This window comes from Amycolatopsis sp. NPDC000009 (genome assembly GCF_055563465.1).
On sequence record NZ_JBVHDI010000012.1, the window covers coordinates 224899 to 238868 of the forward strand.

General features: G+C 68.6%; 14 protein-coding genes. 3 read left to right on the plus strand and 11 right to left on the minus strand.

What is annotated here, in order from left to right:
* Positions 1 to 36: 36 nt before the first annotated feature.
* The 3 genes from ACZ3HL_RS28665 to ACZ3HL_RS28675 are packed head-to-tail and all read right to left on the minus strand — an operon-like array spanning position 37 to position 3446.
* Positions 37 to 1800 carry a gamma-glutamyltransferase family protein gene (locus ACZ3HL_RS28665; protein ID WP_465534718.1) on the minus strand — a complete coding sequence of 588 codons (1764 nt, stop codon included), beginning with the start codon at positions 1798 to 1800 and terminating at the stop codon, positions 37 to 39.
* A 32-nt stretch (positions 1801 to 1832) separates the two neighbouring features.
* Positions 1833 to 2240, minus strand: a complete 408-nt coding sequence (locus ACZ3HL_RS28670) for a hypothetical protein (RefSeq protein WP_465534735.1) — start codon at positions 2238 to 2240, stop codon at positions 1833 to 1835.
* 12 nt (positions 2241 to 2252) lie between these two features.
* Positions 2253 to 3446, minus strand: a complete 1194-nt coding sequence (locus ACZ3HL_RS28675) for an FAD-dependent monooxygenase (RefSeq protein WP_465534719.1) — start codon at positions 3444 to 3446, stop codon at positions 2253 to 2255.
* A gap of 114 nt (positions 3447 to 3560) precedes the next feature.
* On the opposite strand from ACZ3HL_RS28675, the gene ACZ3HL_RS28680 reads away from it, so the two are divergent.
* On the plus strand, positions 3561 to 4139 hold the full coding sequence (locus ACZ3HL_RS28680; protein ID WP_465534720.1) for a TetR/AcrR family transcriptional regulator: 579 nt from the start codon (positions 3561 to 3563) through the stop codon (positions 4137 to 4139).
* 35 nt (positions 4140 to 4174) lie between these two features.
* Here ACZ3HL_RS28680 and ACZ3HL_RS28685 read toward each other — a convergent pair whose 3' ends face one another.
* Positions 4175 to 5485: a UDP-glucose dehydrogenase family protein gene (locus ACZ3HL_RS28685; protein WP_465414473.1), complete on the minus strand. Its 1311-nt coding sequence runs from the start codon at positions 5483 to 5485 to the stop codon at positions 4175 to 4177.
* 159 nt (positions 5486 to 5644) lie between these two features.
* On the opposite strand from ACZ3HL_RS28685, the gene ACZ3HL_RS28690 reads away from it, so the two are divergent.
* Positions 5645 to 6403 carry an SDR family NAD(P)-dependent oxidoreductase gene (locus ACZ3HL_RS28690; RefSeq protein ID WP_465414471.1) on the plus strand — a complete coding sequence of 253 codons (759 nt, stop codon included), beginning with the start codon at positions 5645 to 5647 and terminating at the stop codon, positions 6401 to 6403.
* A gap of 54 nt (positions 6404 to 6457) precedes the next feature.
* On the opposite strand, the gene ACZ3HL_RS28695 is transcribed toward ACZ3HL_RS28690, so the two are convergent.
* The 3 genes from ACZ3HL_RS28695 to ACZ3HL_RS28705 form a co-directional block, all read right to left on the minus strand.
* Positions 6458 to 7132, minus strand: coding sequence for a class I SAM-dependent methyltransferase (locus ACZ3HL_RS28695; RefSeq protein WP_465534721.1), 675 nt, complete (start codon positions 7130 to 7132; stop codon positions 6458 to 6460).
* A 122-nt stretch (positions 7133 to 7254) separates the two neighbouring features.
* Positions 7255 to 7860 carry a PadR family transcriptional regulator gene (locus ACZ3HL_RS28700; RefSeq protein ID WP_465414467.1) on the minus strand — a complete coding sequence of 202 codons (606 nt, stop codon included), beginning with the start codon at positions 7858 to 7860 and terminating at the stop codon, positions 7255 to 7257.
* 80 nt (positions 7861 to 7940) lie between these two features.
* Complete coding sequence (locus ACZ3HL_RS28705) at positions 7941 to 9587, minus strand: TM0106 family RecB-like putative nuclease (protein ID WP_465534722.1); 1647 nt, start codon at positions 9585 to 9587, stop codon at positions 7941 to 7943.
* A 90-nt stretch (positions 9588 to 9677) separates the two neighbouring features.
* On the opposite strand from ACZ3HL_RS28705, the gene ACZ3HL_RS28710 reads away from it, so the two are divergent.
* Positions 9678 to 10142 carry a DUF6474 family protein gene (locus ACZ3HL_RS28710; RefSeq protein WP_125679227.1) on the plus strand — a complete coding sequence of 155 codons (465 nt, stop codon included), beginning with the start codon at positions 9678 to 9680 and terminating at the stop codon, positions 10140 to 10142.
* A gap of 53 nt (positions 10143 to 10195) precedes the next feature.
* Here ACZ3HL_RS28710 and ACZ3HL_RS28715 read toward each other — a convergent pair whose 3' ends face one another.
* Genes ACZ3HL_RS28715 through ACZ3HL_RS28730 form a run of 4 tightly spaced genes read right to left on the minus strand, consistent with a single transcriptional unit; the run spans position 10196 to position 13754 of the window.
* Positions 10196 to 11158, minus strand: coding sequence for a glycine betaine ABC transporter substrate-binding protein (locus ACZ3HL_RS28715; RefSeq protein ID WP_465534723.1), 963 nt, complete (start codon positions 11156 to 11158; stop codon positions 10196 to 10198).
* A gap of 1 nt (position 11159) precedes the next feature.
* Positions 11160 to 11939: an ABC transporter permease gene (locus ACZ3HL_RS28720; RefSeq protein WP_465414461.1), complete on the minus strand. Its 780-nt coding sequence runs from the start codon at positions 11937 to 11939 to the stop codon at positions 11160 to 11162.
* On the minus strand, positions 11936 to 13120 hold the full coding sequence (locus tag ACZ3HL_RS28725; RefSeq protein ID WP_465414459.1) for an ABC transporter ATP-binding protein: 1185 nt from the start codon (positions 13118 to 13120) through the stop codon (positions 11936 to 11938). Before ACZ3HL_RS28725 ends, ACZ3HL_RS28720 begins: the two co-directional genes overlap by 4 nt.
* On the minus strand, positions 13107 to 13754 hold the full coding sequence (locus tag ACZ3HL_RS28730) for an ABC transporter permease (protein ID WP_007030477.1): 648 nt from the start codon (positions 13752 to 13754) through the stop codon (positions 13107 to 13109). Before ACZ3HL_RS28730 ends, ACZ3HL_RS28725 begins: the two co-directional genes overlap by 14 nt.
* Positions 13755 to 13970 lie beyond the last annotated feature (216 nt).

The following is a 13970-nucleotide window of genomic DNA, read 5'->3' on the forward strand; positions in this document are numbered from 1 at the left end:
GTTAGAACCGTCCTTACCACTCACGAGGCTGGAGCGTCAGCGGCCGGCGGCGTAGCCCTGCATGCCGCGCGCGTTGGCGGCGGCGCGAAGCACGCCGCCGGAACGCGACACGGCCGAGAGCCGCCCGAGCGCCCAAGGTCCGGCGTCGACGACGGCGTGCCCGCGCGCGGCGAGAGCGTCCATTGTGGACTGGCCGAGCCGTGACTCGACCACCAGCTCCCGCGGCGTCCACGAACGCGGATAGAACGAACTCGGGAACGCGGTGGTGTGCCACGCGGGCGAGTCGATCGACTCCTGCAGGTTCATCCCGCCGAGCGTGTGCGCCAGCCAGAAACACAGCTGCCACTGGTCCTGCTGGTCACCGCCGGGAGTCCCGAACGCGAGCACCGGCTCGCCGTCGCGCAGGCCCATCGACGGCGAAAGCGTGATCCGCGGCCGCTTCCGAGGCGCCAGCGAGTTCGGCAAACCCTGTTCCAGCCAGAACATCTGCCCACGCGAGTCGAGGCAGAAGCCCAGTTCCGGGATCGTCGGGCTCGACTGCAGCCAGCCACCCGACGGCGTCACCGAGATCATGTTCCCGGCCGCGTCGACGACGTCGATGTGCACGGTGTCGCCGCGAGTCTCGCCCAGCGGCCCGACCGTCGGCTCCCCCGTCGCACCGGAGCCGGATTCCAGTCCGCGCAGCTTTCCGAGGATCGCGGGCAGGCGCGGCGAGGGGCCTCCTGGCCGGAGTTCGGCGGACGCTTCGTCGGTGATCAACGCGCGGCGGGCGTCCGCGTACTCACGGGAGATCAGCAACTCGATCGGCACATCGGGCGAATCCCCGTACCAAGCCTCACGATCCGCGAACGCCAGCTTCGCCGCCTCGACGGCCAAGTGCACCGTGCGTTCCGTCGGGAGTCCGTCCACATAAGACAGTTCATCGCGCAGGCCGTCCAGCAACCGCGCCTGCTGCAGCAACGCCGGACCCTGCGTCCAGGCGCCCATCTTCACCAGGCCCCAGTCACCGAAGTCCACCTGCAGCACGTCCTCGTACGTCGCCTCCCAGCCCGCGATGTCCTCGCCGGTCAGGAGACCGGCGTGATCGCGCCCGGAATCGTCACGGAAAGCCTTGCGGCTGAACGCTTCGATCGCTTCGGCGACGAAACCCTGCGACCACGCGCTGCGTCCGGCATCGATCTGCGCCTCCCGGCCGCTGACCGACTCGGCCTCGGCGACCAGCCGCTCCCAGGTGTCCGCGAGGGCCGGGTTGCGGTGCAGCCCTTCGGCGGGCTTGCCGTCCGGCAGCCAGAGCGCCGCCGACGTCGGCCAATGCCCGGTGAACAGGTCCTGCACCGCGCGGATCGTGTCGCCGACCCGGCTGACCAGCGGAATTCCGTTCCGCGCGTACGAGATCGCGTAACCGAGCACGTCACGCAAGGACTTCGTGCCGTGATCCCGCAGGAGCAGCAGCCAGCCGTCCCACGCGCCAGGGACGGTCGCGGGAAGCAAGCCGCTGCCGGGAATCAGGTCGAGCCCGAGATCCGCGAAGTACTCCGGCGTCGCGGCCGCGGGTGAGACCCCCTGACCTGCGAGAGCTCGCGGAGTCCGGTCCGCGGCGGTGACGAAGATGCCGGGGACCTGCCCCGCCGGGCCGCAGAGATGCGGCTCGGCGACCTGCAGGACGAACCCGGCGGCCACCGCCGCGTCGAAGGCGTTGCCGCCGTTTTCGAGCACCGCCATACCGGTGGCCGAGGCCAGCCAGTGCGTCGATGCCACCATGCCGTGGGTGCCGGCCAGTTCCGGCCTGGTCGTGAACACGACGGTGATACTACGCTTTGCTAACTACTTTTTCAGTCCCAGCAGCTGAAGAGGACTTCGCCGATGCTGTCGGGCCGCCAGTACTGGACGCCGTAGTGGTTCTTCCAGCGCGGTGCCGTGATGTCGATCGGCGCTTCGAGCTCGGCCCGGGAGTACAGCCGGTGCTCGGGAAGAAGCTCTCTCAGGACAGCCAGCAGTCCCGGCTCGTCGACGAAGGTGATCGATCCGTAGCCGATGGACGCGTCCGCGATGCCAACGATCTCCCGCCTTCCGCCCTCGTCCCAGTCCTGTGTCCACAACACCGCGACGGTTCGATGGTCATAAGCGATCTCGCCGGTTTTGAAGTTCCGTGCCACATCGCCCGGCACGAACCGGACGACCCGGCCACGCGTTCGCCGGGCCGCCTCGTAACAGACCTTCCGGAACTCCTTCTCCTCCATCACCCACTGAAACTATCCCCGCGCGGCCACCGGAGCGTCGTAGTTTTCCAGCGTCGCCGCGTTCGCCGCCCGCGAGGTGATCCACGTGAACACCCTGGTCATCGGCCGCGAGCCCAGCACCCGGTATAGGAAGTTCCGGTAGCCGACCATGAACCGCGTCTTCGGCGCGAGGAACGTGCCGATGCCGGCCGCCTGTTTCTGCGAGACCTTCACCGGACCACGCAGTTTCTCTTCATAGCGCGCGAAGGCCACCTCGTGGTCACCCTGCGCGGCGGCGAGTTCGCCCGCCAGGACGTACGCGCCCATCATCGCGAGGCCAGTGCCCGAACCGCCCGGCCCCGCGCACCAGGCCGCGTCACCGAGCAGCACGACCCGCCCCTGCGACCACTTGTCGAGGTGGATCTGGCTGAGCGAATCGAAGTACAGCGCGTCGACGTCGCCGAGGCCTTCCAGCAGCGTCGGGGCTTCCCAGCCGAAGTCGGCGTAGCGGTCGGCAAGGATCTTCTTCTGCGCGTCGCCATCGCGGCGACGCACCTCCAGCGACTCCGAAGCGAAGACGAGACTGACGTTGAGGGCCGACGTGTCGCGACCACTGGCGACCATGACCGTGCGGCCGGGGACGCTGCAGATCTGGCCGAGATGGTCGAGGCCGAGGTGATTCGGCACGGTGAAGCCCGCAGCGTGGAAGCCGAGGTCGGTACGGAATCGCTCTTCCTCGCCGAAGGTCAGCCGCCGCACACCCGACTGCAGCCCGTCCGCGCCGACGACCAGGTCGAATCTGCGCCGCTCGCCGTGGGCGAAACCGACGTCGATGCCGTCCGCGACCTCGTCCAGCGCGGTGATCCAGTCGCCGAAGACGTACTCGACGTCGTCTTTCGTGTGGTCGTAGAGGATGCGGGTCAGATCTCCGCGCTCGATCTCGACTTCGCCGCTGAAGAAGACCGACGGCATCTGGGCGACCTTCTTACCCCGGACGTCGACGATGACCTGCGCGCCCATCGCGGTCTCGTTCGCGCGGATGTCCTCGAGGATTCCCATGCGCTCCAGCAGGGCCATCTGCTCGCCGCGGAAGTCGACCGCGCTGCCGCCTTCGCGCAGGGCCGGGGCGCGTTCGACGACGGTCGGCGCGAAACCGCGCTTCCGCAGCCAGAACGCGAGGGCCGGGCCCGCGATGCCGGCGCCGGAGATCAGAACGGTGGTCGTCATGGCTGCTCCCTGGGGTTCGTGGTGATGGCAGCGACCGTACGGCAGATTTGCACGCTTGGTCAATCCACTTGGTTAAACCAAGTGGATAAACCGTGTGGCCTAGGATCCCGGGGCATGGGTAATCGCGAGGACCTGATGGCGGGCGCCATCCAGTGCTTGAAGGAAAAAGGCTGGTCACGCACGACGGTGCGGGATATCGCGACGGCGGCCGGGGTCAGCCACGCGGCGATCGGCTACCACTTCGGATCGCGCGAAGCCCTCCTGCTGACGGCGTTCTCGCAGGCGATGGACGACTGGGGCCGGGAGATCCAGGTCGAGATGATGAGCGCCGTCGACCCCGACGCCTCGCCGTCCGAGCAGTACGCGGCGTCCTGGCGCGCGATGATCGACTCCTACGGGCGCAACCGGCAGCTGTGGATCGCCTCGATCGAGGCGTTCGTCCAGTCCGAGCATCACCCTGAGCTGCGGAAACAACTCGCCGCCGCGCAACGCGAAGGCCGCCGGGGAATGGCGGCCGGCATCCTGGGGATCGACGAGGACACCCTCACCGAGGCGGACGAGCGGCGGATCGGCGCGGTGGCCACGGCCCTGAACTCGGGCGTGATGCTGCAGCACATGCTCGACCCGGAGAACGGCCCGACGGCCGAAGAGGTCGTGGACGGGCTGATGAAGCTCGTCTCCCTGGTGTCCTGAAAGGGTCGTTCAGGACACCAGGGAGACAGGTTGGGTCAGGAGACGGCGACCTTCCGCCGCAGCGCCGCCCGCGGCCGCCCGACGCCCTGCCACGACAGCCCGGCGTCCAAGATTTGTTGCGGGTCCAGGAGATTGCGCGTGTCGACGACCGAGTCGCCGTCCATCTGCTCGGCCATGTACGTCCAGTCGAGCCGCTTGAATTCGTCCCATTCCGTCAGCACGACGACGGCGTCGGCCGCCTTCGCGACCTGGTACGGGTCGTCGACGACGGTCATTCCGTCGATGTGGCCGCCGACAGCGGGGTCGTAGGCGGTCAGTTCCGCGCCGAGCGCGCCCAGCACGGAAGCGACCGCGAGGGCGGGCGAGTCGCGCAGGTCGTTCGTCCCGGCCTTGAACGCCAGCCCGAGGACGCCGATCCGCGAACCGGCCAGCGTGCCGCCGACGGCGCCGGCGATCTTCGCGACGATCCGGTCGCGCTGCGCGATGTTCTCCTCGATCGCCGAGGTGAGCAGCGTGAAGTCGTACTGCACCGATTCGGCGACCCGGACCAGCGCGCTGGTGTCCTTCGGCAGGCACGAGCCACCCCAGCCGGGGCCGGGTTTGAGGAACGAGCGGCCGATGCGCCGGTCGTAGCCCATACCTTCGGTGACCAGGTCGATGTCCGCACCGAGTCGTTCGCACAGTTCGGCGATCGAGTTCACATAGGACAGTTTCATCGCGAGGAAGCAGTTCGCCGCGTACTTCACCAGTTCGGCGCTGGCCGCGTCGGCGACGACGACCGGCGCGGCGAGGTCGGCGTAGAGATCGCCGACCCAGCGGGCGGCCGCGACGTCGTCCGAGCCGACGACGATCCGGTCGGGACCGAGGAAGTCCTCCACCGCGGTGCCCTCACGCAGGAACTCGGGATTCGACACCACCGGCACGTCCGTGCGGCCGAGCATCGCCTGGATGCGTTTCGACGTCCCCACCGGGACGGTCGATTTGGTGACCAGCGCGCATCCCGGCGGGATGACGTCGCCGATCTCGGTGGTCACGGCCTCCACGGCCCGCAGGTCCGCCGAGCCGCCCGCACCCATCGGCGTTGGCACACAAAGGAAAACGGCCTCGGCGTCCCGGACGGCGTCGCGCGCGCCGACCACGAACTCGAGTCTTCCGCTGGTCAGTCCCCTCGACACCAGCTCGGACAATCCCGGCTCCAGGATGTCCACCCGTCCGGCGGAGAGCCTTGCGACCTTCGCCTGGTCGACATCGACGCAAGTGACTCGATGCCCCAGGCCGGCCAAGCAGGCTCCCGTGGTCAATCCGACGTAACCGGTCCCCACCACCACGATCCGAGCAGCGCTCATGCTGCTGAAGGTGACAGCCGGAGTTGACCTCCAAACGAACGGAATGCTTCAGGTCCGAATACTCCTCACGACATGCTGCGCACCCCGAGTGAGCCATCCCACCCGGGCCCGATGCGAACGAGCGTTAACCTATGAACGGTTGTCGACGAAAGGGAGAACATGCAGATCACCGATACCGCGGCGCTCGTCACGGGTGGCGCGTCCGGGCTCGGCGGCGCGACCGCGAAGGCGCTCGCCGCGAAGGGCGCGCGGGTCTTCGCGCTGGACCTCGCCGGTGCCATCGAGAACGCCGAGCAGATCGAGAACGTCACCTACGTCGAGGCCGATGTCACCGATCCGGAGCAGGTGCGGGCCGCCGTCGCGACCGCCGCCGAGTCCGGGGTGCCGCTGCGGACCGTCGTGAACTGCGCCGGCATCGGGCCGTCCGCGCGGATCCTCTCGAAGAAGGGCCCGCACGACCTCGCCCTGTACGCGAAGGTCGTCCAGATCAACCTGATCGGCTCCTTCAACGTCCTGACGCTGGCCGCCGAGGCCATCGCCAAGACCGAGCCGCTGGCCGACAACGCGCGCGGCGTCATCATCAACACCGCGTCGGTCGCCGCCTTCGACGGCCAGATCGGGCAGGTCGCGTACTCGTCGTCCAAGGGCGGCATCGTCGGGATGACCCTGCCCGCCGCGCGTGACCTCGCGTCGCACGGCATTCGTGTGCTGACCATCGCGCCGGGCATCGTCGACACCCCGATGCTGGCGACGGTGAGCGAGGAGTTCCGCGCTTCGCTGGCCGAGGGCGTGCCGTTCCCGAAGCGGCTCGCGCGGCCGGACGAGTACGCGCAGCTCGCGCTGTCGCTGATCGACCACGACTACCTGAACGGCGAGGTCATCCGGATGGACGGCTCGCTGCGTATGGCTCCTCGCTGACCCGAAGGGGACTTTCCTCGCATGAGACGCGGGGAAAGTCCCCTTCAGCTCCTTTCAGTCGCGCTTCAGCCGGACGTCCAGGCTGATGCCCGACGCCGAGATCTCGCCCGTGCGGAACGCGGTTTCGGCGACCAGCCCGCCAAAGTCGACGGGTGTGTACGCCCGCCGCCGCAGCCCGGTGAGCGCCTGACGCACACCGAGAGCCGCCAGTTTTCCGAGCCTCATGCTCGCGACCTCACGCACGATGTCGCCGTCGGTCGCGTCCCGGTTCATGTCCTGCACCACGGCGGTGCCGCCAGGGCGCAGCACGCGGTGCATCTCGTCGAGCGACTTCACCGGCCACACGAAGTTCTTGAACGCGGCCTGGCAGACGACGAAGTCGAACGTCTCGTCGTCGAACGGCATCGCCGCGACATCACCCTCGCGGAACGAGACCTCGACGCCCTGAGCCCGCGCGTACTCGCTCGCGATCTCGACGAACGTCGGCGCGACGTCCAGTCCGGTGACGGAGAACCCCAGCCGCGCCAGCTCGACGGCGAAGTAGCCCGGGCCGAACGCGACCTCGAGGATCTTCGCGCCTTCCGGCAGGTTCGCGGTGAGTTCCCGCGCCTGCGTCCGCCAGAGTTCGATCTGCGGTCCGGTGCCGCGCTGCCGGGCGTAGTTCCGCGCCAGCGCACCGCCCATCTCCGGGATGAGCTTGAACCGCTTCCTGTCCTTGATGTCCGACATGGTCACTCCAGGTTGGTTTCCCGGAGCCCGGTTATCCTCGAAGTGCCGTCTCGTGGCCGGGTTCCGGTTGCGGGATCGTCACCCCGGCGGGGTGCTGCAACACCTCGCCGGGGCTCTTTCGGCTAGCCGGTGTTCCCCCTTTCGGCCACCAGGGCCCGCCATTCGGCGAGGCCGGGCATCGAGCCGGAAGTCAGTTCTCCGAGGATCGAGCGGACCCATTCGGCTTCCGCCACTCGGATCGCCAGGTGGTATTCGAGTTCGAGCAGCACCAGCCGCGGGATCTCCGCCAGCAGCCGCGCCAGCTCCGCCCGGGTCGACGCGATGTCTTCGTCCAGCGCCGCCAGCCGGGTGCGGAACAGGGCGATCACCTCGTCCGGCCCCAGCCAGCCCAGCACGGACAGCCCGGCGACGAACTTCGGCTCCTCCGGCGCGAGTTCGGCCAGCAGTTCACGCAGCCAGTCGAGCATTTCGGCACGGCCGGCGTCGGTGATCCGGTACACCGTGCGCTCGGGGCGGGCGCCGTCGCGGCCGCTCTCGGCGGCCTCGATGAGGCCGTGTTTCCGCAGGTTGCCGACGACCGTGTAGAACGAGCCCCATTTGATCCCCATGTCGCGGTCCTTGCCGCGGCTCTTCAGGATCGAAGCCATTTCGTACGGATGCGCAGGCCGCTCGTTCAGCGTGGACAGGATCGCCAGCGCCAGCAGATTCGCGACCTTCCGCCGTTTCACGACGCCTCCTCGTTGACGAGTACTCGTCTACGAGTATCCGCAAGAACACGGGTGATCGCAAGGTCCCCGCGCCGGGGTGATCAGAGGTCGTTCATGTACGGCACGGACGTCTGCGCGTGGTCGGTCATCCAGTTCCGCAGCGCGTGCGTCGCGCGGACGTCGTCCTCGTTGTACCGCAGCAGGCGCTCCCGCTGGGCGGCGTCCGGCACTCCGCCGTCCATGCCGACGGCGTCGCGATACCACCTCATCGACGCCTCGCCGCCCGCTTCCGGGTCGCGCCACGCGAACCCGGCGACCGGGGCGATGACCTTGAGTCCCTTGCCGTGCGAGCACAGGAACTGGTCGGTGACGGAGCGGAAGAGGTCGATCCACTCCTCGGAGTCCACAAAGGACGCGATCTCGGCCTTCTTCGGTACGCCGGGGTACTCGCCGAACCGGTCGGCGGAGCCGAAGAGCCAGCGGTTCTCGGCGAGGGCGTTGTAGCAGTAGGCGCGGAAGGTCAGGCCCGCGGCGAGCGTGCGCTCGCGGACTTCGGTGAACCAGGCCCAGAACTCGGCGAACGACCGGGCCTCGTCCGCGGTCGGCAGCGGCTCCCACGTCGCGAACGCGCGATAGCCCTGCTCCATCCCGATGTCGGCGCCCGTCAGCAGCGAACCCCAGAGGTACGCGCCGGAATCGCCGAAGCTCTCCATGTCGACGTCCACCTCGACGTCACCGCGCGGGACCTCGACGCGGTCGACCTTGCGCACCATCGTGAGATCGGCGAGCCAAGCGCGCGCGAGGATGATCGCGTCGGCGAACGTGCCGCCGGTCCAGTTCATCGGCGGCGGTTCGTCGGCCGGATCGAGCGCGGCCAGCTTGTCCACTGTGGACACTCCGGCGCGGCGGAGCTCCATCGCGTCCTCGCCGCGGACGACCAGGCTGACGTCGCGCGTTTCGGTGAGCACGACCTCGCACGTCGGCCACCACGGGCAGCGCCGGCATTCGAGGACGCGGGACGGCTCGGCGAGCGGCTCCTCGCCTTCGGCGGCGGCGGTCGCGATGGCGAGCCTGTCTGCGAAGCGGCTCTGGTACTCCGTCAGCGCGCTCCGGCCGCCAGGCCAGGTGGCCGCGGACAGGTCGTGCCAGACGACGACGTCCGCGTCGAGCCCGATGACGCCGCCGACGGCGCGATGCCCTTCGTGCTTCCCGAGCGCTTCGAGCATCCGGTAGAGGTGCGCAAGCCGCATCTGGTCCCGCGGCTGCGAGCGGACCTTTCGTGCCGGGTCGGGCATCCGGTTCGCCGGGTCGAGGTCGGTCATCACCGTGGTCGGCGCGCCCGCGCCGCGGTCGGTGATGCGGTGCCGCACGACCAGCACCGGCACGTATCCGTCGCCGGTGTGGACCAGGAGTTCGGAGCCGCCACGCCGGTGACCGGCGCGATCCACCGGAAGCAGCGCGCCCCAGATATAGCGCGCTTCGGCGGCGAAGGCCTCTTCGGTGAGCTGCACACGCTCGGCGGCCGGGAGATCTCGGGGGATCTTGACCCAGGTCGCGTCGGGTCCCGTCGCCTCCATGAGGCGTTGCACGATCGCCTCGCGATGCGCTGAGGCGTCGGCGATCCGCTGTTGCGCCGCGGGGTCGGGCGGGGCGAGCGGCACCTCACGCATCGCCGGATCGTGTTCCAGGTGCACGCGACGCCGGCAGCGGCTCACCGCTCCCGCGTCCAGTAGCACCTCGTTACTCACAGACAACACTCTAGAAGGCGTCCGGCAAGCCGACATGCCCGCCACATCGGGGACCAGTAAGTTCGTCTGTGACACAGCGTGGGAGGTGCCATGGCGCGCAAGGCCAAAGCCGTCGAGGGCGAAGGCAGGTTTACCCCGAAGAAGGCGAAGAACGCCGTCGCGGTGGCCAAAGTGCTCGGACCGGCCGTACTGCCGGTGATCGCGCCGTACGCCGTTCGAGCGGCCGGTGCCGCGCGAGAGCTGTACGACCGTTATCAAGCGAAGAAGCTCGGCGTCGCCGTCGACCAGCTCGGCGAGTACAGCGGACGCGGTGCCGCGCTGCACGCGCGGATCGCGGGGCTGACGCAGGGGCTCGCGGAGCTGAAGAGGTCCGCGAAGGCGACCGACGCCGACGCGGCCTTCGCGAAGGACACCCAGGGGACGCTGGAGCAGCTTTCGGCGACCGTTCGCGCTTCGGAGCGGATGCCGGCCGCGCGGCGGAAGGCGGCGCACCGGGCCGTGGCCGGGGAGCTGGACCAGCTGGAGGGGAAGCTGCTGCACCGCTTGGGCATCTGACCTGCTCGTGAGTGGCTAGGACGGTTCTAACCGTCCTAGCCACTCACGAGGCCTTACTTGATGAAACCCTTCTTCTTCATCCACTCGTAGGCGACCTCGCCCTGGTCACGGCCGTCGACGTCGACCTGTTTGCACAGCTCGATCATCTGCTTGTTGTCGATGGCCGCGGCGACGGTTTCGAGCGGTCCGCGAAGTTCCGGGTGCTGGTTCAGGAACTCCGTCCGCAGTGTCGGCACGGCGTTGTACTGCGGGAACGCCTTCTTGTCGTCTTCGAGGACGCGAAGGTTCAGCCCGGCGATCCGGCCGTCGGTCGTGAAGATCTCGCCGATCGGGCAGGTCCCGCTCGCCACGGCCGAGTAGATCGTGCCGATGCCGAAGTTCTTGATCACCGGATTCTGGAACCCGTACGCCCGCACAGCGGCGGGGAAACCGTCCTGGCGGCTGGTGAATTCGGTCTCCAGGCAGAACACGTTCTGGTCCGGTTTCCGCTTCAGGAACGCCGCCAGGTCCGACGTCGTCTTCAGGTTGTTCGCCTCGCCGTAGGCCTCCGTGACCGCGAATCCGTATTGGTCGTTGAGCGGCGAGTAGTTCAGCCACGTGACGCCGAACTTCGCCTCGTCCGCCGCCTTCGTGGCTTCGTACTGGGCCTGTTCCCCGCCGGGGACGGGGAGTTCGTTGCCCTGGTAGTTGATCCAGCCGGTGCCGGTGTACTCCCAGGTGACGTCGGTCTGCCCGGCGAGCAGCGCCTGCCGCGACGAGTTCGAGCCCTTGATGTCGGTCAGGTCGACGACGTCCGCGCCCGCCGCGGAAAGCGCCATCTCGGCCATGTAGCCCAGGATGATGTTCTCGGTGAAGTCCTTCGACCCCACCGTCACCTTGACGCCCTTGAGCGACTCGATGGGCTGGATCGAACCGGGTTCGATCTTGTACGGCAGCGCGGTGTTGACCTCCAGCCCGCACGCGGAAAGCGTGCCGCACAACAGGACCGCGCCGAACAGTGCTTTCAGACGTCGCATGTCAGCGCAGTCCCTTCGGTCCGAAGAACTGTTCCGCCACCGCGCCGAGCCAGTCCACCAGCAGCGCCAGTGCGACGGCGAGCACCGAGCCGGTGATCAGCACCTTCGTCAGGTTGAGCTTGTAGCCGGTGTCGATGAGCAGGCCGAAACCGCCGGCGTTGACGAACATGCCGAAGGTCGCCGTACCGACGGCCAGCACCAGCGAGGTCCGCAGACCGGCCAGGATCAGCGGGATGGCCAGCGGGAACTCGACTCGCCACAGCACGCCGGAGGCCGACATGCCGATCCCGCGGCCCGCGTCGATCAACGACGGGTCGACCTGTTGCAGGCCGACCATCGTGTTCCGCAGCACCGGAAGCAGCGAGTAGAACGCCAGCGGCAGCGAAGCCACCCACAGGCCGCCGGTGGCGCCGGTGACGATGAACCACAGCACCAGCACACCGAGCGCGGGCGCGGCCTGGCCGATGTTCGCGACCGCCAGGAAGACCGGCGCCGCCCATTTCGCCCACGGCCGCGTGACGAGCACGCCGAGCGGCACCGCCACGGCGACCACGATCGCGGTGACCACGACGGTCATCGCCAGATGGTCGCGCAGCGCGGCGAACAGCCCGGCGGCGTTGAGGGTCTCCTTCTCCGTCGCGGACAGGTCACTGCTGAACACCCAGATCAGCACCCCGGCGACGATCAGCAGCACCGCGGCGGGCTGGGCGAACAGCCGGACCCGTTCGGCGCTTCTCGACGAGGACTCGGTGGAGAAACCGGTATCGACGGCGGCCGTCATGCGGTCACACCTTCCGCCGGGCTGTCGTCGGAGTGCTCCTCGCGCAGCTGCTGGATCGTCGAGATGACGGTGTCGAGCTCGATCGTCCCGGCGTACTCGCCGCGCGCGCCGGTCACCGGGACGCTGCCGCCCTCGGCGAGCATGGCTTCGAGCGCGTCCTGCAGGGTCGACTGGAGACTGACCGAGTCACGCAGCGGTTTGCCCGCGGTGGCCAGCGACGTCGCCCTGGCCAGCTCGCGGACGTGCACCCACCGCATCGGACGGCGGCGCTGGTCGAGCACCAGCACGAAATGCTTGCGCTGCTGGGTGAGCTTCTCGCGCACTTCGGACGGCGACTCGCTCACCGTCGCCGTCAGCGCGTCCTGCTTCAGCTCGACGTCGCGGACCCGCAGCAGCGTCAGCTGCTTCAGTGAGGCACCGGCGCCGACGAAACCGGCGACGGTGTCGTCGGCGGGGTTCGCGAGGATGGCGTCCGGGGTGTCGTACTGGAGGATCTTCGACTGGTTGCCGAGCACCGCGATCTTGTCGCCGAGCTTCACGGCCTCGTCGAAGTCGTGGGTGACGAAGACGATCGTCTTCTTCAGCTCGGTCTGGAGCCGCAGCAGTTCGTCCTGCAGGTTGCCGCGGGTGATCGGGTCGACCGCGCCGAACGGCTCGTCCATCAGCAGCACCGGCGGGTCCGCCGCGAGCGCCCGCGCGACGCCGACGCGCTGCTGCTGCCCACCGGACAGCTGCCGCGGGAACCGGTCGCGGAAATCGGCCGGGTCCAGCCCGACCAGGTCCATCATCTCCTCGACCCGATCGTTGACCTTTTTCTTGTCCCAGCCGAGCAGGCCGGGCACGACGGCGATGTTCTGCGCGACGGTGAAGTGCGGGAACAGCCCGGCCTGCTGGATCGCGTAGCCGATGCGACGGCGCAGCGTGTCGACGTCGAGCTTCAGCGCGTCGTCACCGCCGATGGTGATGCGGCCCGACGTCGGCTCGATCAGCCGGTTGATCATCCGCATGGTCGTGGTCTTGCCGCAGCCGGACGGGCCGACGAAGACCACGATCTTGCCCGCGGGCACCACCATCGAGAAGTCGTCGACCGCGGGCTCCCGGGTGCCAGGATAGCGCTTCGTGACGTTCTCCAGCTCGATTTCGACGCCGGATACGGTTTCAGGAGACTCAGCCACGGACACCCCTAGAGACGGTCAAACGGTTGATCAGGACGTAAACGGCGTCGAGGACCAGTGCGAGGACGACCACGCCGAGCGTCCCGGTCAAGGCCTGGTTGAGGGAGTTCGTGCTCCCCGCGTTGGTGAGGCCGGAGAAGACCTCCGAGCCGAGGCCCGGGCCCTTCGCGTAGGCCGCGATGACCGCGATGCCCATGAGCATCTGCGTCGCGACCCGCATCCCGGCGAGGATCGCTGGCCAGGCGAGCCGCAGCTCCACCCTGGTCAGCACGCCGAACCGGCTCATGCCGATCCCGCGCGCCGCGTCGCTGACCGCCGGGTCCACCCCGCTCAGCCCGACGATCGTGTTCCGCACGATCGGCAGCAGCGCGTAGAGCACGAGGGCGATGACGGTGGTGTTCGCGCCGAGGCCGAACACCGGAATGAGAAGCCCCAGGAGGGCGAAGGAGGGGACGGTGAGGATCGTGCTCGCCAGTGCCGTGGCCACGGCCGACCCGATCGGGCTGCGGTAGACGGCGACGCCGATCACCACGCCGAGGACGGCGGCCAGGATCGTGCACTGCACGACCGCGCTGACATGGAGGAGCCCTTGGAGGGCGAGTCTGTCCCACCGATCCGAGATGTACTCGAAGAGGTTCATCGCGTGCTGGTTCTCCCGCCGCCTCTGGGTGAGACTCCTCACCCATTCGGAGTAGCTGTATCGGGAGCCTGACTACCCAAAAGCCGCGCGGTCAAACCCCACCCCGCCCCGCCACCACCCTCAACGGAGCTACGCCAACCCTGATCAGTACCGCTTTTATCCCGCCAACCTGCCCGATCCGGCCTGATCGGGCAAACGCACACGCCGTCTTTCCCG

Excerpts from the sequence above, each read along its gene's own strand:
- ACZ3HL_RS28670 (WP_465534735.1), bottom strand. The coding sequence starts at position 2,240 with ATGGAGGAGAAGGAGTTCCGGAAGGTCTGTTACGAGGCGGCCCGGCGA.
- ACZ3HL_RS28675 (WP_465534719.1), bottom strand. The coding sequence starts at position 3,446 with ATGACGACCACCGTTCTGATCTCCGGCGCCGGCATCGCGGGCCCGGCC.
- ACZ3HL_RS28680 (WP_465534720.1), top strand. The coding sequence starts at position 3,561 with ATGGGTAATCGCGAGGACCTGATGGCGGGCGCCATCCAGTGCTTGAAG.
- ACZ3HL_RS28685 (WP_465414473.1), bottom strand. The coding sequence starts at position 5,485 with ATGAGCGCTGCTCGGATCGTGGTGGTGGGGACCGGTTACGTCGGATTG.
- ACZ3HL_RS28690 (WP_465414471.1), top strand. The coding sequence starts at position 5,645 with ATGCAGATCACCGATACCGCGGCGCTCGTCACGGGTGGCGCGTCCGGG.
- ACZ3HL_RS28695 (WP_465534721.1), bottom strand. The coding sequence starts at position 7,132 with ATGTCGGACATCAAGGACAGGAAGCGGTTCAAGCTCATCCCGGAGATG.
- ACZ3HL_RS28710 (WP_125679227.1), top strand. The coding sequence starts at position 9,678 with ATGGCGCGCAAGGCCAAAGCCGTCGAGGGCGAAGGCAGGTTTACCCCG.
- ACZ3HL_RS28715 (WP_465534723.1), bottom strand. The coding sequence starts at position 11,158 with ATGCGACGTCTGAAAGCACTGTTCGGCGCGGTCCTGTTGTGCGGCACG.
- ACZ3HL_RS28720 (WP_465414461.1), bottom strand. The coding sequence starts at position 11,939 with ATGACGGCCGCCGTCGATACCGGTTTCTCCACCGAGTCCTCGTCGAGA.
- ACZ3HL_RS28730 (WP_007030477.1), bottom strand. The coding sequence starts at position 13,754 with ATGAACCTCTTCGAGTACATCTCGGATCGGTGGGACAGACTCGCCCTC.